This is a genomic window from Lysobacter sp. Soil_C_59, assembly GCF_057656415.1.
On record NZ_JBDGKK010000002.1, the window covers coordinates 659,651 to 683,441 of the forward strand.

21 protein-coding genes and 1 pseudogene are annotated in these 23,791 nt (G+C 66.5%); 15 read left to right on the plus strand and 7 right to left on the minus strand.

All coding sequences use genetic code 11. The features are described from left to right. Positions 1 to 83 precede the first annotated feature (83 nt). The 6 genes from AC3A3Q_RS06450 (at position 84) to AC3A3Q_RS06475 (ending at position 6,841) form a co-directional block, all read left to right on the plus strand. Positions 84 to 716 (plus strand): response regulator, encoded by a 633-nt coding sequence (locus AC3A3Q_RS06450; RefSeq protein ID WP_487585436.1) that lies wholly within the window; start codon positions 84 to 86, stop codon positions 714 to 716. 364 nt (positions 717 to 1,080) lie between these two features. Continuing rightward, positions 1,081 to 1,638 carry a fimbrial protein gene (locus tag AC3A3Q_RS06455; protein WP_487585437.1) on the plus strand — a complete coding sequence of 186 codons (558 nt, stop codon included), beginning with the start codon at positions 1,081 to 1,083 and terminating at the stop codon, positions 1,636 to 1,638. 54 nt (positions 1,639 to 1,692) lie between these two features. Further along, positions 1,693 to 2,220, plus strand: a complete 528-nt coding sequence (locus tag AC3A3Q_RS06460) for a fimbrial protein (RefSeq protein WP_487585438.1) — start codon at positions 1,693 to 1,695, stop codon at positions 2,218 to 2,220. Positions 2,221 to 2,282: 62 nt separating this feature from the next. Continuing rightward, complete coding sequence (locus tag AC3A3Q_RS06465) at positions 2,283 to 3,065, plus strand: fimbria/pilus periplasmic chaperone (RefSeq protein WP_487585439.1); 783 nt, start codon at positions 2,283 to 2,285, stop codon at positions 3,063 to 3,065. A gap of 99 nt (positions 3,066 to 3,164) precedes the next feature. Then, a complete protein-coding gene (locus AC3A3Q_RS06470) occupies positions 3,165 to 5,741 on the plus strand; it encodes a fimbria/pilus outer membrane usher protein (RefSeq protein ID WP_487585440.1) in 2,577 nt (858 codons plus the stop codon). 32 nt (positions 5,742 to 5,773) lie between these two features. Continuing rightward, positions 5,774 to 6,841, plus strand: coding sequence for a fimbrial protein (locus tag AC3A3Q_RS06475; RefSeq protein ID WP_487585441.1), 1,068 nt, complete (start codon positions 5,774 to 5,776; stop codon positions 6,839 to 6,841). A 36-nt stretch (positions 6,842 to 6,877) separates the two neighbouring features. On the opposite strand, the gene AC3A3Q_RS06480 is transcribed toward AC3A3Q_RS06475, so the two are convergent. Together AC3A3Q_RS06480 and AC3A3Q_RS06485 are read right to left on the minus strand one after the other, a co-directional pair. After that, positions 6,878 to 7,357 (minus strand): tRNA (cytidine(34)-2'-O)-methyltransferase, encoded by a 480-nt coding sequence (locus tag AC3A3Q_RS06480; RefSeq protein ID WP_487585442.1) that lies wholly within the window; start codon positions 7,355 to 7,357, stop codon positions 6,878 to 6,880. 81 nt (positions 7,358 to 7,438) lie between these two features. Beyond that, entirely contained in the window at positions 7,439 to 8,161 is a 723-nt protein-coding gene (locus AC3A3Q_RS06485; RefSeq protein ID WP_487585443.1) for an SDR family oxidoreductase, read from the minus strand. A 198-nt stretch (positions 8,162 to 8,359) separates the two neighbouring features. Between AC3A3Q_RS06485 and AC3A3Q_RS06490 the strand changes: the two genes are divergently transcribed. The 3 genes and pseudogenes from AC3A3Q_RS06490 (at position 8,360) to AC3A3Q_RS06500 (ending at position 12,984) form a co-directional block, all read left to right on the plus strand. Next, complete coding sequence (locus AC3A3Q_RS06490) at positions 8,360 to 11,197, plus strand: M16 family metallopeptidase (RefSeq protein WP_487585444.1); 2,838 nt, start codon at positions 8,360 to 8,362, stop codon at positions 11,195 to 11,197. 275 nt (positions 11,198 to 11,472) lie between these two features. Next, a pseudogene (locus AC3A3Q_RS06495) lies at positions 11,473 to 11,781 on the plus strand (DUF4156 domain-containing protein); the annotation flags it as partial. A 180-nt stretch (positions 11,782 to 11,961) separates the two neighbouring features. Further along, entirely contained in the window at positions 11,962 to 12,984 is a 1,023-nt protein-coding gene (locus AC3A3Q_RS06500) for a 3-oxoacyl-ACP synthase III (RefSeq protein ID WP_200608278.1), read from the plus strand. A 114-nt stretch (positions 12,985 to 13,098) separates the two neighbouring features. On the opposite strand, the gene AC3A3Q_RS06505 is transcribed toward AC3A3Q_RS06500, so the two are convergent. From AC3A3Q_RS06505 to AC3A3Q_RS06520, 4 genes are all read right to left on the minus strand, one after another. Further along, positions 13,099 to 13,461, minus strand: coding sequence for a YciI family protein (locus AC3A3Q_RS06505; RefSeq protein WP_487585445.1), 363 nt, complete (start codon positions 13,459 to 13,461; stop codon positions 13,099 to 13,101). A gap of 120 nt (positions 13,462 to 13,581) precedes the next feature. Continuing rightward, a complete protein-coding gene (ahr, locus tag AC3A3Q_RS06510) occupies positions 13,582 to 14,598 on the minus strand; it encodes an NADPH-dependent aldehyde reductase Ahr (RefSeq protein WP_487585446.1) in 1,017 nt (338 codons plus the stop codon). A 123-nt stretch (positions 14,599 to 14,721) separates the two neighbouring features. Then, the gene (locus AC3A3Q_RS06515; protein ID WP_487585447.1) at positions 14,722 to 15,924 is read right to left on the minus strand and encodes a vanadium-dependent haloperoxidase; all 1,203 of its coding nucleotides are present in this window, start codon (positions 15,922 to 15,924) and stop codon (positions 14,722 to 14,724) included. Positions 15,925 to 16,219: 295 nt separating this feature from the next. Next, positions 16,220 to 16,750 (minus strand): hypothetical protein, encoded by a 531-nt coding sequence (locus tag AC3A3Q_RS06520; RefSeq protein ID WP_487585448.1) that lies wholly within the window; start codon positions 16,748 to 16,750, stop codon positions 16,220 to 16,222. A 198-nt stretch (positions 16,751 to 16,948) separates the two neighbouring features. Here AC3A3Q_RS06520 and AC3A3Q_RS06525 point away from each other — a divergent pair, with 198 nt between their 5' ends. Next, the gene (locus AC3A3Q_RS06525) at positions 16,949 to 17,863 is read left to right on the plus strand and encodes an alpha/beta fold hydrolase (RefSeq protein ID WP_487585449.1); all 915 of its coding nucleotides are present in this window, start codon (positions 16,949 to 16,951) and stop codon (positions 17,861 to 17,863) included. A gap of 1 nt (position 17,864) precedes the next feature. On the opposite strand, the gene AC3A3Q_RS06530 is transcribed toward AC3A3Q_RS06525, so the two are convergent. Next, positions 17,865 to 18,248, minus strand: coding sequence for a YkgJ family cysteine cluster protein (locus AC3A3Q_RS06530; RefSeq protein ID WP_487585450.1), 384 nt, complete (start codon positions 18,246 to 18,248; stop codon positions 17,865 to 17,867). Between the two features lie 95 nt (positions 18,249 to 18,343). On the opposite strand from AC3A3Q_RS06530, the gene oleC reads away from it, so the two are divergent. The 5 genes from oleC (at position 18,344) to ubiB (ending at position 23,774) form a co-directional block, all read left to right on the plus strand. Then, positions 18,344 to 19,999, plus strand: a complete 1,656-nt coding sequence (oleC, locus tag AC3A3Q_RS06535; RefSeq protein WP_487585451.1) for an olefin beta-lactone synthetase — start codon at positions 18,344 to 18,346, stop codon at positions 19,997 to 19,999. 98 nt (positions 20,000 to 20,097) lie between these two features. Next, positions 20,098 to 21,108: a 2-alkyl-3-oxoalkanoate reductase gene (gene oleD / locus AC3A3Q_RS06540; RefSeq protein ID WP_487585452.1), complete on the plus strand. Its 1,011-nt coding sequence runs from the start codon at positions 20,098 to 20,100 to the stop codon at positions 21,106 to 21,108. Between the two features lie 61 nt (positions 21,109 to 21,169). Then, entirely contained in the window at positions 21,170 to 21,328 is a 159-nt protein-coding gene (locus AC3A3Q_RS06545; RefSeq protein ID WP_200608293.1) for a DUF1328 domain-containing protein, read from the plus strand. Positions 21,329 to 21,426: 98 nt separating this feature from the next. Further along, on the plus strand, positions 21,427 to 22,101 hold the full coding sequence (locus tag AC3A3Q_RS06550; RefSeq protein WP_487585453.1) for a ubiquinone biosynthesis accessory factor UbiJ: 675 nt from the start codon (positions 21,427 to 21,429) through the stop codon (positions 22,099 to 22,101). After that, positions 22,098 to 23,774, plus strand: a complete 1,677-nt coding sequence (gene ubiB / locus AC3A3Q_RS06555) for a ubiquinone biosynthesis regulatory protein kinase UbiB (RefSeq protein WP_487585454.1) — start codon at positions 22,098 to 22,100, stop codon at positions 23,772 to 23,774. Before AC3A3Q_RS06550 ends, ubiB begins: the two co-directional genes overlap by 4 nt. Positions 23,775 to 23,791 lie beyond the last annotated feature (17 nt).

Consider the following 23,791-nt stretch of genomic DNA (forward strand, 5'->3'; position numbering starts at 1 on the left):
GAATCGTCTCAATTGTGATCGCCGAGTTGCGGTTGCTGAGTGTGCGAGCGATGATCCGAGCCTGAACAGGCCGCAATGACGCCATGACGCTACGCATAATTCTGGCCGACGACCATCCGATAGTCCGCAGCGGCGTTCGCGCCCTGCTGGAGCGTAACAACCTGCTGGTTGTTGCAGAAGCGGGCAGCACCGATGAGCTTTTCACGGCGCTCGCAAATCATGAATGCGACGTACTCCTGACGGATTTCAGCATGCCCGGCGGCCACCTCGCCGACGGCCTGGCGATGCTCGAGGCCCTTCGCGGCAAATGGCCGACGCTGCCGATCATCGTCCTGACGATGATGAACAATCCCGGCGTGCTCAGTTCGATCCTCGCCACCGGCGTGCGCGGTCTGCTCAACAAGTCCGATGCCTTGTCGGAGTTGCCGCTGGCGATCCAGGCCGTATCCCACGGTCGCGATTACGTCAGCGCCAGCGGCGGTCATCAGCTGGAGCAGATGGAAGGGCACGATTCCATCCGGCTGCCGTTGTCGCCGCGCGAAGCCGAGGTGCTGGGACTGTTCGTCTCGGGGCTGACGGTGTCGCAGATCGCCGAGCAGCTGGACCGCAGCATCAAGACCGTAAGCCGGCAAAAAATGGATGGCATGGCCAAGCTTGGCCTCAAGACCGATCTCGAGGTCTACGCCTACGCGCGTGAGCACGGGCTGCTTGCCTGATCGAATATCGGCGGTGACTTGCTGGGTCACCAGCGCCATCGGCCGCTGATCGTCCGTCCCGGAATGCCGCGCGACGCAACGGTGCAGCCAGGCCGGAACACGCGCTGAGGAAGCGCGCGAAGGCGACCGTTCGCCGACTCGGAAATCGCAGCTTCGGCAACTATCTGCCGCGCATCGGCGATTCCCGATGCCATCGGCCGATCGCCGGGAAAAATGGGACGATTCTCATACTCCCCATGCGAGGGCGTCCCTAACCTTGCGCCGTTCTGCAGCAGGCGGGGTCACTGACATGCCCGGGCCTGTGGTTAGAAAACGACCTCCCGCAGACACGTCGCCAACCCTGACCCCTCCCATCTGGACCCGTATGAAAAACAAGATACTCAGCACTTTCGCGTTCTCCGCGATTGCGTTGGCCTCGCAGTCTGCGTTTGCCTCGGACGGCACCATCAACTTCGCCGGCTCAATCACCAGCCAGACCTGCACCATCAACGGCGCGGCTGCCAATGGCGCCAACAACGTCACCGTGGCCCTTCCCAAGACGCCGCAGTCGAGCCTGACAGCGCTCAACTCGGTCGCCGGCGAGACCCCGTTCTCGATCGTGTTGACCGGCTGCACCCCGGCGTCGGGCACGGTGGCCACGCGTTTCGAGTCTGGCGGAAACGTCGATGCGGCAACCGGCGAACTGCTCACCAGCGGTACCGGCGGCACGAGCAGCCTGCACATCCAGCTGCTCAACGAGGCCCGCGGTGTCATCAATGTTGGTGCGCCGGATGTTTCGCAGAACTCGCCGTCCAAGACCATCCCAGCCGGCGGTGCGGTGACGCTGAACTACTTCGCGCGCTACAAGCGCGCAACCCTGCTGCCGGCCCTGGCTACCGGCCTCATCGCCACGAACGTGACCTATTCGCTGGTCTACAACTGATCTGCACCACCTCCTGGATGCATCGAGAAAATGAAAAATACTCTCTTAAAGGCAATGACCCTCGGCGCCATCGCGCTGGCGTCGCAGTCGGCATTCGCCTCCGACGGCGCCATCAACATCACCGGTGAGCTCACCGCCTCGACCTGCTCGATCAACGGCACGGCCGCCGATGGCGCCCGTAACTTCAGCGTGACGCTGCCCACCGCAGCGCAGTCGAGCCTGGCGGTCGTGGGTTCGACTACGGGCGAAACGGCATTCCAGATCGCACTGACGGCCTGCACTCCCACCACCGGAACGGTCCGCACACGCTTCGAGTCGGGTCCCAATGTGGATCCGGCCAGCGGCGAGCTGACGGTCGCTGGCGCCGGTGCGTCTACAGGCCTGCGCATTCAATTGCTCAATGGTGACCGCTCGGTGATCGCTGTCGGTGCCGCCGATGGGGCGCAGAACTCCGCACCGGCCACCATCACGACCGCCGCCGCGACGCTCAACTACATCGCCCGGTATCACCGCGTCTCGGCGACGGCCCTCGTGGCCGGTGCGGTCACCTCGAGTGTCACCTACTCCATGGCCTACAACTAAGTTGTGGCCCGCGCTGACGGAGGAGGCAACTCCTCCGTCCACTTGCGGATGCGAATGAACGGATGAATGCGATCAAGGACTTGAGGACACTCGCCGCCGCCTGCATGGTCGCAGTCGGCGGCCTGTGCGCATCGAATGCGGATGCTTCGGTGGTGATTGCCGGAACGCGCGTCGTGTATCCCGCGAAGGAGCGGGAAGTGACGGTCAAGCTGACCAATGACGGGCAGACTCCTGCGCTCACGCAGATCTGGCTCGACCGCGGTGATCCCGATGCGGCGCCGTCCACCATCGATGTCCCCTTTACCGTGACGCCACCGGTCGCACGCATCGACCCGGGCAAGGGTCAGGCCGTGCGGATCATCTACACCGGCGAGCCGATGGCGCAGGACAAGGAATCGGTGTTCTGGTTCAACCTGCTGGAAGTGCCACCCAAGCCAGGCGCCGATGCCGCGCAGAGCAATCTGCTGCAGATGGCTTTTCGTACACGCATCAAGCTCTTCTTCCGACCCTCATCGCTGAAGTCCGCCGACGCGGCGGCGGCACCTGCGCAGATACGCTGGAGCCTGGTCAAGGACGCAGGCCGTGACGCCATCCAGGCACATAACCCGACGCCCTTCTTCGTTTCGTTCGCATCGGTCGATGTGAGCGCAGGTGGCCGAACCGCACGCTTCACTGAAGGGGGCATGGTCGCGCCGGGTGAAACCCGCGCATTCCCTTTGCAGGGGGATGTGCCGACGACCTCCACTGGAAAGGTCACGTATCACGCCATCAGCGACTACGGTGGACCGATCGATGGCGAGGCCGCACTGAACGGCCAGGGGGCTGCCAAGGGCCTCAAGCCCTGACTTCCACGGCGGCGCCGAGCTGCGGCCCGCATCCAATGAACTTCCCGTCGATGCCGCGTACCTCGGCAGGGGCGCGGCTTGCCCGGTCGAATCAAAAGCATGTGCAAGCACTACCGCAATCGCCAGCGTCCACGTCTTCGGCCGATCAGTTTGACCGTCGCGGCACTGCTGACCAGCGGCGGCGCCAACGCGTGGTCGGGTGGTCCGAATCCGGATGAATCGGGCAGCCTGGTCGAGTTCAATGAAGCCTTCCTGCACGCATTCGAAGGCGGTGGCGCCACTGTCGATCTGAGCCGCTTCGCCCGGGGCAACGCCGCACTGCCAGGCACCTATCTGGCAGACCTGCAGGTAAACCAGCAGGTCCTGGGCAAGACCGAAGTCACGCTGCAGCCATTGACGCCTGGTGGCGATGATGTCGCTCCGTGCTTCGACCTGGAGCTGATCGGTCGTCTTGGCATCGACATGGCCAAGCTCACGCCCGAAAGCATGGCGCGTCTGGAAAGCAGCGCCGCAGACGCGTGCGTCACGCTGTCGAGCGTGATCGAGGGAGCGTCGGCCGTCTTCGACAACGGCGAGCAGCGCCTGGATGTCAGCATTCCGCAAGCCGCACTCGACCGGCACGCTCGAGGCTATGTCGATCCACGCTTCTGGGACGAAGGCATCAACGCCTTCCGTCTCCAATACAACGCCAACGCCTATCGCGCTGAGTCTCAGGGCAACGCGATCATGCAGGGCTATGTCGGCATCAATGCCGGCGCCAACATCGGCCCGTGGCGGCTGCGGCATATCGGCAACCTGAGCTACGACGACACCAGGGGCAGCCGCTACGACGGTGTGCAGACCTACGCACAGCGCTCGCTGATTCCGATCAAGAGCCAGCTGACCATCGGTGACGCCTACACCGATGGCACCATCTTCGACAGCTTCGGATTCCGCGGCGTCCAGTTGGCGAGCGACGACCGGATGTATCCGGAATCGCAACGCGGCTACGCGCCGACGATCCACGGCATCGCCAACAGCAATGCACGCGTGCAGGTTCGCCAGGGTGGCAGCATCCTGTACGAAACCAATGTTTCACCCGGCGCGTTCGAGATCAACGACCTGTACCCAAGCGGGTACGGCGGCGACCTGGAAGTCGTGGTCGCCGAAGCCGACGGCCGCGTCAATGTTTCCAAGGTGCCGTATTCCGCTGCGGTGAACGCACTGCGACCGGGCGTTGGCCGCTACAGCCTCACCGCAGGCCTGTACCGGCATCCCACCGTCGACAGTACGCCCGAACTGCTGCAGGCCACGTATCAGCGAGGCCTGAGCAACCGCGTCACCGCCTATGGCGGCGCGACGCTGACCAAGGACTACCAGGCCGTCGCCATTGGCACCGCACTCAACACGCGGTTCGGCGCGGTCGGTTTCGACATCACCCGCTCCAGCGCCAAGCTCGACTTCGAGCCGGACCGCAAAGGTCAAAGCGTCAGGCTGAGCTACAGCAAGCTGCTGGCGCCGACCAACACCAACCTGACGCTCGCAGCATACCGCTACTCCAGCGAAGGGTTCCTGGACCTGGAAGATGCGGTGTCGCTGAAGTCGCGCGCTCCCGACGATCTGCTGCCGGCACCGGACCGGGAACGTGGCCGCCTGCAGCTGACCGTAAACCAGGCATTGCCGGCGGGCTGGGGCACGTTCTACCTGACCGGCTCGCGCCAGGATTACTGGAACCGACCCGAGACCGACACCCAGTACCAGCTCGGCTACAACAATACCTACAAGCGCATCAACTTCGGTCTCTCCGCTTCGCGCCAGTTCGACCTGAGCCGCGGCGAGTGGGACAACCGGGTGATGTTCACCGTGGGTATTCCGCTGGGATCATCCCCGCGCGCACCGTACTCGCAGACGAACCTGCAGCGCGAGTCGTCAGGCGCGACCAACGTGCAGGCGATGGTGTCCGGAACGCTCGGACATGAAAGCCAGTTCACCTACGGCCTCAATGCCAGCCGCAGCCAGGGCGGCGGCGCCGAAAGCACCACCAGCTACGGCGCGAACGCGAGTTACGCACTGCCCAGCGCGACACTTACCGGCAGCGCCAGCAAATCCAACAACTACAGCCAGGTCAGTGCGGGTGTTTCCGGCGGCATCGTCGCGTACTCGGGCGGCGTGACCTTCACGCCGACACTCGGCGACACCGTGGCGATAGTGGAGGCCAAGGGCGCCAAGGGCGCGATCGTATCCAACGGCAGCGGTCTGCGCGTCGACCGCTGGGGCCACGCCGTGGTCTCCAACCTGTCTCCGTTCACGCGCAGCTCGATCGACATCGATCCGGCTGGCCTGCCCTTGAACGTGCAGCTCGACTCGACGCAGGAGCAGACGGTACCGACCTCGGGCGCGATCACGCTGGTCCGCTTCGGCACCACCAGCGCGGGGCGTGCGGCGATCCTGCGCACCACCCTTGCGAATGGCCAGCCGTTGCCGTTTGGCGCCGATGTACTCGACGGACAAGGCAACAGCGTTGGCACCGTTGCGCAGGCCGGCAAGGTCATCGCCCGCAATCTCGGATCCGACGAAGGCGAGCTGTCGGTGCGTTGGGGGCCAGCGGTGGATGAGAGCTGCAAGCTCCGCTATGCGCTGCCCAGGAGCATCGACACGAAGATGGCCTACACGACCGCGGATGCGAGATGCGAGTGATGAGGATGCTGCGCCAAGTCAGGAGATATGCCATGCATATGCCAACCCGGTTGGATTCCGGTCGGATGCTCCTGCTTGCCGTCGCGGCGACATTGGCGCCATCGGCGGCAAAGGCGACGCTTGCCTGCACGGCAAATCCGTCTGTTGCAAGTCTGACCGCAACCATTCCGATCACGACCATAAACACCGTTGGCAGCCCGACCAGCCGATACCTGACGGATTGGTTCAGCGGTCCCAGCAGTGGATTCACAAGGGTCTACGATGGGTGCAGCACCAACAACTCCGGCAACATCTCGTTGCAGGCGCGCGTCATCCTTGCGCCCACTGGCAGGAGTATTGACGGATTCCCGATATTCGCCACGGGCGTGCCGGGTGTCGGGATCATCGTCCAGGGCCGGGATAGGAACTCTTCACCGGGTGTCCCTGGCCCCTCGGCTCCTGCGCTTGGATCGGACTGGACGACAATCGTCAGAGGTTGGTCGATCTTCTGGGACAGCTCGTTCGGTGCACGGCTGGTCAGCACGGGCGATACCGCCATCGGCACCGGTACGGTCACGCTGGGCAGCATCGGCGAGTTGCGGCTCGCCGAGACTGGCGTGACCAATGCCATCGTGCCCCTGAACCTGTTGGTGGGAGGGTCCCTCAGCATCACCTCCCGCACCTGCAGCGTTTCGACGGGCTCAAGGAACATTTCCGTGGCCATGGGCACCGTCAACCGCGGTGCCTTCAGCGCCATCGGCTCAACCGCGGGCGGGGGCAATTTCACCGTGCGCCTGGACAACTGCGCGGTTGGCCTGAACCTCTTCATGACGTTCACCGACGGCAACAGTCCGACCAATACCTCGGACGTACTGACCCTCACGCCGGGCACGTCGTCCGCCAAGGGAGTGGGCATCCGCATCACGCGGCAGGACAACTCGCAGCGGGTCAGCTACGGCGCCGACTCGGCGCTGCCTGGAAACGCCGGCCAGATGTCCTTTGGAACGACCACTGGCGCCACCCGCGACCTGGCGTTCTCGGCAGCCTATGTGCAGACACAGTCATTCATCACCGGTGGTGCGGCCAATGCCATTGCCACGATCACCATGTCGTACCAATAGCCACGGCGCATACATTGCCGGTCAGGCGACACGCCTTTACTGGCCGCCGGAAAATCCGTGCTGCCGCCAGGCTTCGAACACGACAACGGCCACCGCATTGGACAGGTTGAGGCTGCGGTTGTCCGGCCGCATGGGCAGGCGCAGCCGTTGCGCCGCCGGTACGCGATCGAGCACCTCGGCCGGCAGGCCGCGTGTCTCCGGGCCGAACAGGAACACGTCGCCCGTGCCGTAGGCAGGGCCATCGAAGCGGGTCGTGCCGCGCGTGCTCAGGGCGAACAATCGTGGCGGCATGCCGTTGGCCTGGGCGATGGCCGCCAATGCCATATCGAGATCGTCATGCACCTGCAGCGTGGCGTACTCGTGGTAATCGAGGCCTGCACGCTTGAGCTGGCGGTCTTCCAGGTCGAAGCCGAGCGGCCGGACCAGATGCAGTCGCGCGCCGGTGTTGGCGCACAGGCGGATCACGTTGCCGGTGTTGGGGGGAATTTCAGGCTGGAAGAGGATGACGTCGAACATTGAGGATCGTTGTGTTGTTGGAGCGAGCTTGCTCGCGATCGGCGTTACGGGTCGCGAGCAAGCTCGCTCCTACGGACATTTTCACCACGGCAACGCATTGCCCTGCCAGTCGATGAAACGTCCACTGTCGGCGAGCCCCACCGATTCGATGACGCCCAGCAAACCACTCGCCGAATCGGCCGGCGTCACCTGCGCCCCCTTGCCGCCCATGTCGGTCTGTACCCAGCCCGGGTGCAGGGCGATCACGGTGATACCGCGTTCGCGCAAGGCCTGGGCCAGCAGCACCGTCGCCATGTTCTGCGCCGCCTTGGAAATCGCGTAGGTCGGCGTGTGGAAACCGTCGACCGAGGCGATCGAGCCCAGCATCGACGACAGGTTGGCGACCTTGGCCGCTTCTGCCAGGTGCGGCGCCAGCGCCTGGGTCAGCAGGAACGGGCCGGCGGCATTGGTGCGCAGGCTGTCATCGAGTTGCGCTGGCGCGACATGACCAAAGCGCTCGCCCGAATGCAGCACGCCGGCGTTGTTGATCAGCAGGTCGATGCCGTCGGTGACCAGCGGGATTTCGCGGGCAAGTTCGGCATGGGTCTTCGGCTCCGCCACGTCCAGCGGCAACACGTGCAGGCGTCCCGGGTTCTCGCCGGCCAGTTGGTTGAGGGCATGGGCGCGCCCCGGGTGGCGGCTGGTGGCGATCACGCGGTCGCCGCGGGCGAGCAGTTGGCGAACGAACTCCAGGCCGAGGCCGCGGTTGGCGCCGGTGACCAGGCAGCGACGGGGAAGCGCGGAATCTGGATCAGAACCACTCATGGCGGTCATCCCTGGCGACGAAGGCGCCAGTGTATGGCCCGGGGCCGCAGTGTGCCGGGTTGGCCCGATGCCGGGTCGTTGCCCGTCCAAACCGGTCCGACGGGACTTTTGGCCTGTTGCCTGTCTTCGCCTGTGGCCTAGGATGCAGGCTTCCACCTGGACAAGGGAGTCCGGGCGTCACCCGATCAGGAGTGTTCCATGACCGCCATCTTCCGACCGCGCGCCGCGGTCCTCGCCGTCGCCCTGGCCACGGCCGTTGCCGGCACCGGTTTCGCACCGTCCGTGCTGGCCGCGCCCAAGTCGACCGTGGACATTCCCTACGAGGAGTTCACGCTCCCCAACGGCCTGCGGGTGGTCGTGCACACCGATCGCAAGGCGCCGATCGTCGCGGTCAACATCTGGTACCACGTCGGCAGCAAGGACGAGCCGGCCGGTCGCACGGGCTTCGCCCATCTGTTCGAGCACCTGATGTTCAACGGCTCGGAAAACCACCGTGGCGAGTTCTTCGAACCCTTCGAGCTGGTCGGCACCACCGACCAGAACGGAACCACCAACTCCGACCGCACCAACTACTTCCAGAACGTGCCCACCACCGCGCTCGACATGGCGCTGTGGATGGAATCCGACCGCATGGGCCACCTGCTCGGCGCGATCGACCAGGCCACGCTCGACGAGCAGCGCGGCGTCGTCCAGAACGAGAAGCGCCAGGGCGAGAACCAGCCCTATGGCCAGGTCTGGGACGAGCTGGGCAAGGCGATGTATTCCAAGACGCATCCCTATCACCACAGCACCATCGGCTCGATGACCGACCTCAACTCCGCCTCGCTCGAGGACGTGAAGGGCTGGTTCCGCACCTGGTACGGTCCGAACAACGCCGTGCTGGTGCTCGCCGGCGACATCGACCTGGCCACCGCAAAGCAGAAGGTCACCGAGTACTTCGGCAACATCCCGGCCACGCCGACGATGGCGCAGCCGAAGGTCGACGTCGCGCCGCTGGAGAAGTCGACCCGCGCGACGATGACCGACAAGGTGCCGCAGTCGCGCATCTACCGCGTCTGGAACGTCGCCGAGACCGGCACCACCGACATCGACCAGCTGCAACTGCTGGCGCAGGTGCTCGGCGGCAGCAAGTCCTCGCGCCTGGACCGTCGCCTGCTGCACGAAGACAAGATCGTCGACAGCGTTTCCGCCTCGGCTTACGGCTCGCAGTTGAGTTCCAGCTTCCTGATTACCGCCGATGTGAAGGAGGGCGTGGATCCGGCCAAGGTCGAAGCGGTCATCGATGAGGAGATCAAGCGCCTGCTCAAGGACGGCCCGAGCAAGGTCGAGGTCGAGCAGGCCCGCACCGTGTTCAAGGCCGGCTTCGTCCGCGGCATCGAGCGCATCGGCGGCTTCGGCGGCAAGGCCGACGCGCTGGCCGAGTGCACCGTGTACTCCGGCAACCCGGGCTGCTTCCGCGACAGCCTCAAGGTGATCGAGACCGCCACCCCCAAGGACCTGAAGGCGATCGGCAACAAGTGGCTGACCAAGGGCAGCCACACCCTGCTGGTCGTGCCGGGCGAGCGCACGGTGATCGCCGAGGACCCGTCGGTGACGCCGGCGCCGTTGACGCTGCCGCCGGTGGATCCGAAGTTCACCACCACGCCGAGCACGGTCGACCGCAGCAAGGGCGTGCCGGTGACCAGCCAGTTCCCCGACCTGAAGTTCCCCCCGTTGCAGCGCGCGATGCTCAAGAACGGCACGCGCGTGATCCTGGCCGAGCGCCATGACATTCCGGTCGTGCAGATGAGTTACGAGTTCCTCGGCGGGTTCAGTGCCGACCAGGGGCATACGCTGGGCACGTCGAGCTTCGCCATGGGCATGCTCGACGAGGGCGCGGGCAAGCTCGATTCGCTGGAGTTCGGCGACCGCGTCGAATCGCTCGGCGCCAGCATGGGAGCCGGCGCCTCGCTCGATGGCAGCAAGGTGTACCTGTCTGCATTGAAGGAGAACCTGGTCCCCTCGATCGACCTGTTCTCGCAGATGCTGCGCGCGCCCCGCTTCGACCAGAAGGAGATCGACCGGGTCAAGGCATCGTGGATCGCCGGCATCAAGCAGGAAAAGGCGCGACCGAACGGCGCCGCGCTGCGCGTGCTGCCGCCGTTGCTGTACGGCCAGGGCCACCCGTACGCGATGCCGTTCAGCGGCAGCGGCACGGAGGAGTCGATCGGCTCGCTCAGCCGCAACGACCTCGTTGCGTTCCACCAGGCCTGGGTGCGCCCGCAGGATGCGACGCTGATCGTTGTTGGCGACACCACGCTCAAGGAAATCGTGCCGCTGCTCGACAAGCACCTGGGCGACTGGAAGGGCACCGGCGAGGCGCCGGCCAAGCCGACGATCGGCGAAGTGGCCAGGCCGAAGGCGCCGCGCGTGTTCCTGATCGATCAGCCCGGTGCGGTGCAGGCGAACATCTTCGCCGGCGAAGTCGTGCCCTCGACCAGGGACCCCAGCTCGGTCCGCTTCGACATCGCCAATTCGGTGCTGGGCGGCGAGTTCTCTTCGCGCTTGAACATGAACCTGCGCGAGAGCAAGCACTGGGCCTATGGCGCCTACAGCTTCTCGGCCAACTCGCTCGGCCAGCGTCCGTGGATGGCCTTCGCCCCGGTGCAGATCGACAAGACCGCCGACTCGCTGAAGGAACTGCAGCGCGAGATCAGCGCGTACTCCAGCGGGCAGAAGCCGCCGACCGCGGAAGAGGTGGCGAAGATCCAGGCCACCGAGATCCGCGGCCTGCCCGGTTCGTTCGAGACCGCCTCGGCGGTGCTCGGTGCGATCAGTGCGATCGTTCGCTATGACCGTCCGGACGACTATGTGTTCAAGCGCAAGGCCGAGATCGAGGCGCTGACGCCCGAGCAGGTCAAGGCGGCCGCTGCCACTATCGATCCGGATGCACTGACCTGGGTGGTGGTCGGCGATCTCAAGCAGATCGAGCAGCCGGTGCGCGCGCTCAAGCTGGGCGAAGTGCAGGTCCTGGACGCCGACGGCCAAGCGAAGTAGTAGTCGCCAACCCCTCCCACGGGGAGGGGTTTTCGTAGGAGCGAGCTAGCTCGCGAAAAGGCGCATCGGCTGCGTGAAGGTCTGTTCGCGAGCAAGCTCGCTCCTACGGAGGCGGTCGGTTTGCGTCGAAACGCGACCGCCGCCTCAGTCCATATTCACTTCGTCTCATTCACAACGTGAGCGTGTGAGGCGACAATCGCGCCGGTCGAGTGGCCGGTAGCCGATTGCGCCGTGCCGTACTCAGTCATCATTCGGAGCAGGCAATGCGTCAGTCGATGTGGGCTACGGTCCTGGCAGTGGGTTGTGCGGTTGCGATGGGTGGATGCACCTGGGTGCAGATGGCACCGGGCGCGTCCTCGGTGCGCGTGATCGACGGCAGCAGCGCGCCGGCCGGCTGCGAGAAGCGCGGTGAGGTCGAGGTGTCGGTCAAGAACAGCGTGGCCTTCTACGACCGCAATCAGTTGCGCGTTCGCGAAGAACTGGAAACGCTTGCGCGCAACGAGGCGCCGAGCCTCCAAGCCGATACCGTTCAGCCAATGGGCGAGCCCCTCAATGGCTCGCAACGCTTCGCCGCATGGCGTTGCGCCGCCGGGAGCGCCGCTGCGAAGGCCCCCGGGGCCGGCGGCAGCGCCCAGACCTATCCGATCGGGCGCTGATCCGGGCCTCGCCGTTCGTCGCCGGCGCGGGCTACCACACGCCACCGAATGGTGGCTTGCCCGATAAAGCGTTAACATGGTGTGTTCATCCGTCTCGGTCAGACCATCATGTTGTTCCAGCACGTCGCAATCGCCGGCCTCGCACATATCGACGCTCCTCGCCGGCTGACTTCGGACGAGATCAACACGCGTCTCAAGCCCACGCTCGATCGTCTGGGCATCAACTACAACGTGCTCGAAGAAGTGGCGGGTGTGCGCGAACGGCGTCTGTGGGACGGCGAAGTCCGCGCTTCCGACGCCGCCACGCTTGCAGGCGTGAAGGCACTGGCTGACGCAGGCATCGACGCCGATCGCGTCGGCCTGCTTGTCAGCACCTCGGTCAGCCGCGACTACCTGGAGCCGTCCACGGCCTCCATCGTCTCGGGCAACCTGCGCCTGCCGAACACCTGCCAGAACTTCGACGTCGCCAACGCCTGCCTGGCGTTCCTCAACGGCATGGACATCGCCAGCCGCATGATCGAGCGCGGCGAGATCGACTACGCCCTGGTCGTCAATGGCGAGACCGCGGACCTGGCCTACGAGAAGACCCTCGAGCGCCTCAGCCGCGACGATGTCACCCAGGAACAGTTCCGCGACGAAATGGCCACGCTCACCCTCGGCAGCGGTGCCGCGGCGATGGTGCTGGCACGTACCGAACTGGCTCCGGGCGCCCCGCGTTACCGCGGCAGCGTGACCCGCTCGGCCACCGAGTGGAACCAGCTGTGCCGCGGCGACCTGCACCACGATCGCATGGTGGCCGACGGCCGCATGCTGATGATCGAAGGCCTCAAGCTCGCCAAGACCACCTTCGTCGCCGCCCGCGCGGCGATGGGCTGGGTGGTCGAGGAGCTCGACGAATTCGTCATCCACCAGGTCAGCAAGGCCCACACCCAGGCCTTCCTCAAGGCCTTCGGCATCGACCCGAAGAAGGTCATGACCATCTTCGGCGAGCACGGCAACATCGGTCCGGCCTCGGTGCCGATCGTGCTGAGCAAGCTGCGCGAGGGTGGCCGCCTGAAGAAGGGCACGCGCGTGGCGCTGCTCGGCATCGGCTCGGGCCTGAACTGCTCGATGGCGGAAGTGGTCTGGTAACAGCCACCGCAGTCCGCGAAACAGAAAACCCGGCCATGCGCCGGGTTTTCTTTTGCTGCGCTGAGTCCCGTCATTCCCGCGAAGGCGGGAACCCATGGACGTTGCTCCTGGCCATCAGCCCGTGCTGCCCGGAATCGGCAGGCACTCCATCACTTCAACCGCGTCTCCCGGGAAGATGGTGAAGTGCGGGTGGTTCTCGAACATCTTCGCCGCCGCTTCGTACGATTCGGCCTGCACTACCGTGTAGCCCGCCAGGGCATTGCTGATGTCGCTGACGCCATCGCGGCCGACGCGCCTGGTGCGACCCAACGGCGCGCCCATGTCGACGATGGCGTCGCGATGGGTTTCGATCCACTGGCCCCACGCTTGCATGCCCTGGCGATCGCGTTCGTTGCGGGCGGCATCGTCTTTCAGCTCGCGCTCGGCCTTCTCGCGGGCGGATGCCGTGCCGGTGAAGACAGCCATGAACTTCTTCATGCGGATCTCCGGATGCGTGGATGACCCGATGCTCCCACGCCGACGATTCGGCTGCGTTAGCGAACGGTGATCTGGCGCGCAAAGGATCAGATCCGCACAAATCACCCGCCAGATCGACACCTAGATCGCCGACGCGTCCAGCACGATGCGATAACGCGCCTTGCCTTCGCGCAGGTGCGCCAGCGCTTCGTTGACCTTGCTCATCGGGAATGTCTCGACCTGTGGCCGGATGTCGTGCCGGGCGGCGAAGTCGAGCAGCGTGGCGATGTCGGTCGGCGAACCGGTCGGCGATCCCGAGATCTCGCGCTGCTTCATGATCAGGCTGAAGGCGGCCACCGGGATCGGCTCGAGCACCGCACCGACCACGTGCATGCGGCCCTTGGGCGCGAGCGTGCCGACCATGGCGTCCCAGTCCATCGGCACGTTCACCGTCACCAGCAACAGGTCGAGGCTGCCGGCGATGGCAGCGATCGCGGCGGAGTCGCGACTGGCGACGACGTGGTGCGCACCGAATCCACGCGCCTCGTCGGTCTTCGCCGCAGTGGAGGTGAACGCGGTGACGTCGCAGCCCCAGGCGGCGGCGAACTTGATCGCCATGTGGCCAAGGCCGCCAATACCCACGACGCCCACGCGCATCGTCGGCTTGATGTCGTAGGCCAGGAAGGGCTTGAAGACAGTGATGCCGCCGCACAAAAGCGGACCGGCGCTGGCGACATCGAGGCCATCGGGAACCGGAATCGCCCAGGCCCAGTGCGCACGCACTTTCTGCGCGAACGCGCCGTGGTGGCCACCGATGGTCGGCGTGCCGTTGGGACAGAGATTCTGGTCGCCGGACAGGCATTCGCGGCAATGCATGCAGGTTTCCGCGGTCCAGCCTATGCCGACGCGCTGGCCCACCTGCAGTCCCTTGGCTTGGCTGCCCAACGCCGAAACGCGGCCGATCGCCTCATGGCCGGGCACCAGCGGGTACCGGGTCATGCCCCAGTCGTTGTCGAGCATCGACAGGTCGGAGTGGCAGATGCCGCAGTACTCGACATCCACTTCGACCTCTTCCGCGCCGAGTGGTCCCAGGTCCAGGTCCTGCACGGCCAGCGGCTGGCCGGGACCCTGGGCGGCCCATGCCTTGATCGTCGCCATTCCCGCTCTCCATCACGCATCAGCAAGGGGCACCGACGCTACGCCGGTCGCCGCATGGAACGGATGAAATCGCAGTGACCGGACCGGCGCTGGCGGCCGGTCCGGTCGCCGCTGACAGATGACTCAATGGCGCCTGGGTTGCGGACGCAACTGCGTGGTGGCCACGAACTTGCCGACCTTCTGTCCCAGCTTCACCCCGGCCTCGCAGCCGGTGCGGAAGTGGATGCCGCCATAAACGCGCGCATCCGCGGATTCATCGGCCGCTTGCGACAGGCTGGTGTAGCTGCGGGTGACCGAAGGCGGAAGCCCGGTGGCGGTGATGGTGAAGGGCACCTTGTCCGTGCCGAAGAACTCGCGCAGCGCGCCGGCGAAGGAGCCCACGGTGTTGGGAAGGCCGCAGGTGTAATCCGGATACGGCGGCGTGACGATGTACGACGTCCAGGTAGCGTCGGGTTGCGTGGCCTTGTTGCCGTCATCGACCCAGTGGATGGCCGTGTAGGGGCGCCAGAAGTTGTGGGTGTACTTGACCCGGAACGTGGCGACGAGACCATCGTTGATGGCCATGTTCATCAGCGCGAACAGGCGCGCGTGCTCCCACAGGTCGAAGTCGTAGTCGGCGACGATGACACGGGCGACGCCATTGAGGTTGCCGCCGCCGCCAGGCCAGAAGCGCGCGATGCGGCTCGGCTCGGAATCGGGTGCGGCATTGCGGATGGCAGCGCTGCCGACCGCTTTGACTTCGTTGTAGTCCTTGGCATAGGCCGTGGTCTTGATGTTGAGCATGGCGGCCTTGCCCGGGTTGAACTGCAACGCATTGTTCAACGCGAAGGGTTCGACATTGCCCCAGCCACCGAACTGCGGGAACGGCGCGGGTGCAGGCGGCGTCGGCGGCGTCGGCTGGTAGACGCCAGGGCCCGGCCCGAGCGTGTACGGCACGTGCGGCGTCTGTGAGCCGTCGAGGACGCGCATGTCGAGGATGGCATCCGCCGCTGCGGCGCCGATGGTCTCGCCCTGGCTGATGCAGGCCGCCTGCGCCGGAGGACAGGCTGGAAGCGCGGAGATGAAGTTGGTGTAGGCCATGTTGATGGTCGCCGCCTGCGTCGGCAGCGTCGCCAGCAGCACATCGCGCGCTGCGCGAGCGACGGCCGCATCGGGCGATGCATTGGGATTGCCGGCACCGACCACGGCATAGGTCCTGTAGCGCGGATCGATCGCATTCAAAGCATCGTGGATGGCGATGTGGACCATCGCGAACACGCGGAACTGCTGCGGCGGGCCCCCTGCCGCGCCGACGACCTGGTTGGTGGTGGCATTCCAGTCAGTCACGGCGTCGGCCAGTGCCTGGCATGGAACAACCAAGGGCAGGACACCCGCCAACAACCAGCGGGGCGAATGTTTCCGGGGGGACTTCATGGTGGACTCCTTGCATCAGAGGACGCGTCGCTGCGACGCGACCGCCGGGGGGCGGCATTGGAATCGACGCAAAAGAGTTACGCGGAACGATCAGGGCGCAGGCCAAGCGGCGTAAACACACGCGCTACGGAGCCTCGACGGCCGGCACGAATCCTGCCGGGTGGAAGGATCGGCGACTGCTACCTCGTGCGCACAGCGCACGAGCGGCCTACAACGTCGTGATGACCTCACCGCTGGCGCTACGCAGCAGCTCGGCCACCTGCGTGCGCTGCGCGTGCGAGAGCGCATGCACGACGACCGCGTAGCGACCTTCCCCTAGTGCGTCCTGCACCTTGAGGATGTAGAGATCGTGATCCGGCCGCAGCGTGACCAGTCCACCGAACATCAGGCCCGCGACCGCGGCAAAGAAGATGATCGCGCCGGCCGCGTACGCGGCCGAGTTGACGATGAAAGGTATGCGCAGCGTCCACAGCACGCCGAACAGCACGGCACCGAGTCCCGCACCGAGCAGGCCGAGCCAGAAGTGCGCGCGCAGCATCGTCGAGAAGATGCCCTGGCTCTCCGGCTCGAGCTTCTTGCCTGCACGCGGATCGTGCGGAGAAACCACCCGCACCTGGCTGTCCTTCAGGTGCAGCGTGCGGCGGATGGTATCGGCCGCCTGCAATGCGGCGGCCTTGCTGTCGAGTACGGCGGCGACCTTGCTGTTGGAGACTTCGCCGGTGAGCACATGGTCGGTCATGACACGCTCCTGGTGGCTGTCATCCACCCGATCGTGTTGCGGGGCCGGTTGCGTGACCGTGAATTCGCGGTGATTGCGCCGGTCACGGCTCATCAACGTGAGGGCTACGTCATCGGGAAGTGCGCACAGCCGCCCCGGCACGGGATAATGGCGGCTTGTTCCCGGCTTGCGGCCTCCCGCGAGCGCCACCGAGCCGCCATGACGATCGATCTCCCGCTTCCCGACTACCCCTTCACCCCGCAGCGCCTCCAGGTCCGACCCGACATCGGGATGAGCTATCTCGACGAAGGCCCGCGCGATGGCGAAGTGGTGGTGATGCTGCACGGCAACCCGTCGTGGAGTTACTACTGGCGCCGGCTGGTGCTGGGTCTGCGCGATCGCTATCGATGCATCGTTCCCGACCATGTCGGCATGGGCCTGTCGGACAAGCCCGACGATGCCGCCGGCGCCAGCCCGGGCTACCGCTATACCCTGCAATCGCGCATAGACGACGTCGAAACGCTGCTGCAGTCACTGGGCGTGACCGGTCCGGTGACGCTGGCGGTGCACGACTGGGGCGGTGGCATCGGCTTCGGCTGGGGCCTGAAGCATTCGGCGCAGATCCGCCGGTTGGTCATCCTCAACACCGGCGCCTTCCCGTTGCCGGCGGAAAAGCCGCTGCCGAAGTCGCTGCGACTGGGTCGCGATTCGGCGCTGGGCACCGGCATGATCCGCGGCCTCAACGCCTTTGCCGCCGTCACCGCGCGGGTCGGCGTCGAAGACGCGATGCCCGCCGACGTCCGCCGCGCCTACCTGGCGCCGTACGACACCTGGGCCAATCGCATCGCCACTTCGCGTTTTGTCCAGGACATCCCGCTGGGCGAGGGCGATGCCGCCTGGCCGCTGGTGCAGGCGATGGGGCGCAAGCTGCCCGAATACGCAGATCGCCCGACGTTCATCGGCTGGGGCCTGCGCGACTTCGTGTTCGACAGGCATTTCCTCAAGGGCTTCACCGATGCGCTGCCGCAGGCGCAGGTGCATGCGTTCGAGGATGCCGGGCACTACGTGCTCGAGGACAAGGCCGAGGTGCTGGTGCCGCAGATCCGCAAGTTCCTGGACACGCAGCCGCTTTGACTCACAGTACCGGCAGCGGGTTCTTCTCTGCCTCGCCGACGCCCGTCCAGTCGTCCTGCGTGAGTACCGCAAGGCCATGGGCCACGCGCGCCTTGTCGCATTGCACGCTGGCGGCACCGAACTCCCACGACGCCGGCACCGCCGCGCAGACCGACGGGCGCCGGTCGTGGATGCTGCAGCGGCTGTAGCGGCCGATGTCGGCGTCCAGCGCGATGCAGCTGGGCTTCGCCTGCGAGGTGCCGCGCATGACCCGCTCGTGCGAGCGCAGCGATTCGGTCAGCTCCAGCGGTACCCGCCCGCCGAGCTCCGGGTCGGCCTCGGACCAGTGGAAACTCACGCGGAAGAAGGCGCAGCAGGCGCCGCAAGTCAGGCAGGGGTGTTGCATGGGCGGACGGGGTCCGGAAACAGCAGTTCGGGGGCGCGATTCTGAGGCTTTGCCAGCGCGACGCAAGCGCTGTGCATAACGGTCAAAATGAACGGATGAGCACCCCCTGCAACATCGCCGCGTCGCTGCCCGGTCTGGCGGCTCAATTCCCCGACCGGGTGGCCATGCGCTGCCCCGGCACGCGCGGTCCCGACGGCCTGGCGCGGTTCGACCTGACCCTGACGTACCGGGAGCTGGACGCCCGCAGCGACGCCATCGCCGCCGGCCTGGCCCGGCGCGGGATCGTCCGCGGCACCCGGACGGTGGTGATGGTGCGGCCGTCGCCGGAGTTCTTCCTGCTGATGTTCGCCTTGTTCAAGGCCGGCGCGGTGCCGGTGCTGGTCGATCCGGGCATCGACCGGCGCGCGCTGCGGCAGTGCCTGGACGAGGCCCGGCCGGAGGCGTTCATCGGCATCCCGTTGGCGCAGGTGGCCCGGGTGGTGCTGGGCTGGGCCCGGTCGGCGACCGTCAGGATCACCACCGGGAGGCGCGCCTGGCTGGCCGACGCCACCCTGGCGCGGGTCGAGGCCGACGGCACCGGCGTTGGATCGCAACTGGCCGCGACCGAACCCGACGACGTCGCCGCGATCCTCTTCACCAGCGGTTCGACCGGCATTCCCAAGGGCGTGGTCTACCGCCACCGCCACTTCGTCGCCCAGATCGGGATGCTCCGCGACGCCTTCGGCATCGGTGCCGGTGGCGTCGACCTGCCGACCTTCCCGCCGTTCGCGCTGTTCGATCCGGCGCTGGGGCTGACCTCGATCATCCCCGACATGGACCCGACCAAGCCGGCGCTGGCCGACCCGCGCAAGCTGCACGACGCCATTGCCCGCTTCGGCGTCGACCAGCTGTTCGGTTCGCCGGCGCTGATGGCCGTGCTTGCCGGCCACGGCGCGCCGTTGCCGACGGTGAAGCGGGTGACCTCCGCCGGCGCGCCGGTACCGGCCGACGTGGTCGCACGGATGCGCGAGCTGTTGCCCGACGACGCGCAGTTCTGGACGCCATACGGCGCCACCGAATGCCTGCCCGTGGCCGTCATCGAAGGTCGCGAACTGCAGGCCACGCGCACTGCGACCGAAACCGGCGCCGGCACCTGCGTCGGTCGCCCGGTCGCGCCCAACGAGGTCCGCATCATCGGCATCAGTGACGATGCGATCGCGCAGTGGTCGGACGACCTGGAAGTCGCCGCCGGCGTCGTCGGTGAAATCTCCGTGGCCGGCCCCAGCGTCACCGACCAGTACTTCAACCGTGAGGCGCAGACGCGCCTGGCCAAGATCCGTGAGCCGCTGGCCATTGGCGGCGAACGCGTCGTGCACCGCATGGGCGATGTCGGCTATCTCGATGCGCAGGGGCGGCTGTGGTTCTGCGGTCGCAAGTCGCACCGGGTGGAGACCGCGCAGGGGCCGCTGTACACCGAGCAGGTCGAGCCGGTGTTCAACATCCACGGCCAGGTGCGGCGTACGGCGCTGGTCGGGCTCGGTACGTCCGGATCACAGCGGCCGGTGCTGTGCGTGGAGCTGCAGCCCGGCGTGGATGCCGGGCAGTGGCCGCGTATCGAAAGCGAGTTGCGCGCCCTGGGGCAGACGCAGCGGCACACCGCCGGCATCGACCACTTCGCATTGCATCCCAGGTTCCCGGTCGATATCCGCCACAACGCCAAGATTGGGCGGGAGAAGCTGGCGGTGTGGGCCGCGGCGAAGTTGAGTCGCTAGCGTCTTACTGAAATCGTGACGCGGTGCTTCGCTCCGATGTGTAATAGCGATACACCATCCACACACAGCGACAACGCGTCGGCAAAGGCCACACACGAATGAAGATCCTGGTAACCGGCGGCGGTGGCTTCCTCGGGCAGGCGCTGTGCCGCGGCTTGCGTGCGCGCGGCTACGACGTCACGAGTTTCAACCGTGGCCGCTACGACGCGCTCGACGCCATGGGCGTGACCCAGCTGCAGGGCGACCTTGCCCAGCGCGATGCGATCGTTTCTGCCGCACGCGGTTGCGACGCGGTATTCCACAACGCCGCCAAGGCCGGCGCCTGGGGCAGTTACGAGAGTTACCACCTGGCCAATGTCGTGGGTACCGACAACGTCATTGCCGCCTGCCGCGCGCACGGCATCGGCCGACTGGTTTACACCTCCACGCCGAGCGTCACCCATCGCGCCACCCATCCGGTCGAGGGCGGCACCGCGCAGAACGTGCCCTACGGTGATCACCTCAAGGCGCCGTACGCGGCGACGAAACAGATCGCCGAGCGTGCCGTGATCGCCGCCAACGACACCTCGCTGGCCACCATCGCCTTGCGTCCACGCCTGATCTGGGGCGTGGGCGACAACCAGTTGCTGCCACGGCTGGTCGATCGCGCCAAAGCCGGGCGCCTGCGTTTCGTCGGCGACGGCGAGAACCGCATCGACACCACGTATGTCGACAATGCAGCGCAGGCGCATTTCGATGCCTTCGACCACCTTGCCCCGGGCGCGGCCTGCGCCGGGCGTCCCTACTTCATCAGCAACGGCGAACCCAGGACCGTGCGCGAGATCATCAACGGCCTGCTGCAGGCTGCCGGTGCGCCGCTGGTGACCAAGACCATTCCGTTCCGCGCCGCCTACGTCGCAGGCGTGCTTTGCGAAGGCCTGTGGCATGCGTTGCCACTCAAGGGCGAGCCGCCGATGACGCGCTTCCTCGCCGAACAACTGAGCACCACGCACTGGTACGACATGGCGCCGGCCAAGCGCGACTTCGGTTACGTGCCACGCGTGAGCATTCACGACGGGCTCACCCGGCTGAAGGCCGCATGCATGGAACACGCGGCCGTCACCCACTGAAAACGAATGCCTATGCAGGATCGGGATACACCCATCAGGCGCAAGTCGCCGGAGGTTTTCGATGCTGCACTACGCAGTGGTGTTCTTCGTCATCGCGATCATTGCCGCTGTGCTGGGCTTTACCGGCATCGCCGGCACGGCCAGCAACATCGCCTGGATCCTCTTTGTCGTCTTCCTGATCCTGGCCATCGTTTCGATGCTGCGCGGCAGACGCGTCTGATCAGCGCATGATCGTTGTCACCCGGACGGCCAGGGCCCCCGCATTGGGCCCTGGCCGTCCTGCATTGGGGACCACAGGGGCAGGGCTACAATGACGGGATGACAGACCCATCCACACACCCGGCCCCCTCGGCGCTGGCCGCGCTCAAGCCCATTGCCGGCCGTGCCCTGGAGGCCGCGCTCAATCGCGCCCTGGCACTGGACCCCGACACCCGCGACGGACTGCGCACCCTCGACGGGCGCCGCGTCGCCCTGCGCGTGGCCTCGCCGCCGCTGGCGCTGCAGGTGCGCGTGGCCGGCGAACGGCTCGAGGTGGGGCCGATCGAGGGCGAGGGCGAACCCGACCTTTCAGTCCGCAGCACCCTGGGAGGTCTGCTGTCGCAGCTGCCGTTCCTGCGCAACGACGACGCCCCGCCGGTGGGCAAACTGCGAATCGAAGGCGACGCCGAACTGGCGCGCCGCCTGCAGCGCCTGGCCGAGCGTTTCGATCCGGACTGGCAGCAGCCGTTCGTCAGTGTCTTCGGTGAAGTCCTCGGTGTGCAGATCGCCAACTCGTTCGCCGCCGGGCTGCGCCACGCCCGCGGCGCCGCCGGTGCCTTCGCCGGCAACGCCGCCGAGTACGTCACCGAGGAATCGCGCGACGTGATCCCGCGCGAGGAACTCAACGCCTTCCACGACGACGTCGACACCCTGCGTGACGACGTCGAACGCCTGGCCGCGCGCGTGGGCCGTTTGCGCGTGCAAAACGGGGCGCGTGACGGGGGCGGTGCATGAAGCCTGTGTTCCGTGCATGGCGCATCGGCCGGGTGCTATTGAGATACCGCCTCGACGATCTGCTCGACGACACCCCGGTCGAACCCTGGCTCAAGCTGGCGCGGCCTTTCGTGCCGCGCGCCTCGGCCGAGATCGCGGCGCAACCGCGTGGTGCGCGTTTGCGCCTGGCACTGCAGGAACTGGGGCCGATCTTCGTCAAGTTCGGACAGATCCTGTCGACGCGACGCGACCTGGTGCCGCCGGATGTCGCGCAGGAACTGGCATTGCTGCAGGACCGGGTGGCCCCGTTCGACGGCGAGGCCGCGCGGCTGATCGTCGAGCGCGCGCTGGAGCGTCCGGTCAGCGAAGCGTTCGCCCAGTTCGACACGACTCCACTGGCCTCCGCTTCGATCGCCCAGGTGCACGCGGCGACGTTGCCGCCCGATGCCAATGGAGTCTCGCGCGAAGTCGTGGTCAAGGTGCTGCGACCGAACATCGAGAAACAGATCAGCGGCGACATCGCCCTGCTCAAGGCAGTCGCCGGGATCGTCGATCGCACCCATCCCAGCGCCGACAAGATCCGCCCCCGCGCGATCGTCGAAGAGATCGAGAACACGCTCGCCGCCGAGCTCGACCTGCAACGCGAAGGCGCAAACGCCAGCGTTCTGCGCCGGTTCTGGGCCGACAGCGACGACCTGTACGTGCCCGAGGTGATCTGGTCGCACACCGCCGAGCGCGCGCTGACGCTCGAGCGCGTGCGCGGCATACCGTCCGATGACATCGAGGCGCTCGACGAGGCCGGCATCGACCGCCACGCGCTCGCCGCCAAGGGCGTGCGGGTTTTCTACACGCAGGTCTTCCGCGACAACTTCTTCCATGCCGATGCCCACGCCGGCAACATCTGGGTCGACAGCGATCCGGCGCGGCGCAACAACCCGCGTTTCATCGCGCTGGACTTCGGCATCATGGGCCAGCTCTCGGACGAGGATCAGTACTACCTCGCCGAGAACTTCATGGCGATCTTCAACCGCGACTACCGCCGCATCGCCGAGTTGCACGTGCGCGCCGGCTGGATGCCGTCGCACATCCGCATCGACGAGCTGGAAGCAGCCGCGCGCGCGGTTTGCGAGCCGTACTTCACCCGCCCGCTGAGCGAGATCTCGCTGGCCGAGGTGCTGCTGAAGCTGTTCCGCACCGCGCAGCGCTACGAGCTGACGCTGCAGCCGCAGCTGATCCTGTTGCAGAAGACCCTGCTCAACATCGAAGGCGTCGGCCGCCTGCTCGACCCCAAGCTCGACATCTGGGCAGTGGCGAGGCCGGTGCTCACGAAGATCCTGGTCGAGCGTTACAGCCCTCAGCGCCTGGCCAGCGAATTCCGCAAGCGCCTGCCCGAGCTGGTCACGCACGCACCGGAAATGCCGCGCCTGCTGCACGCCTGGCTGACGCAGCAGGTCGAGGGCAAGTCCGAGTTGCACCTGCATTCGCGCGACCTCGCCGAGCTCAACCGTTCGATCCGCTCGGCCCAGCGCCGCACGGTCTCCGCCGTGCTCGGCGTCGGCCTGCTGATCTGCGCCACGGTGCTGTACGGCCTGGAAGCGGGCGGCCCGTTGCTGTGGTCGATCCCGGCCGCGGCCTGGATCGCGGGCCTGGGCGGCATCTGGGCATTGCTGGCCGCCTGGCCGCGCCGCTCCTGATTTGCTCCTCCCCCTGC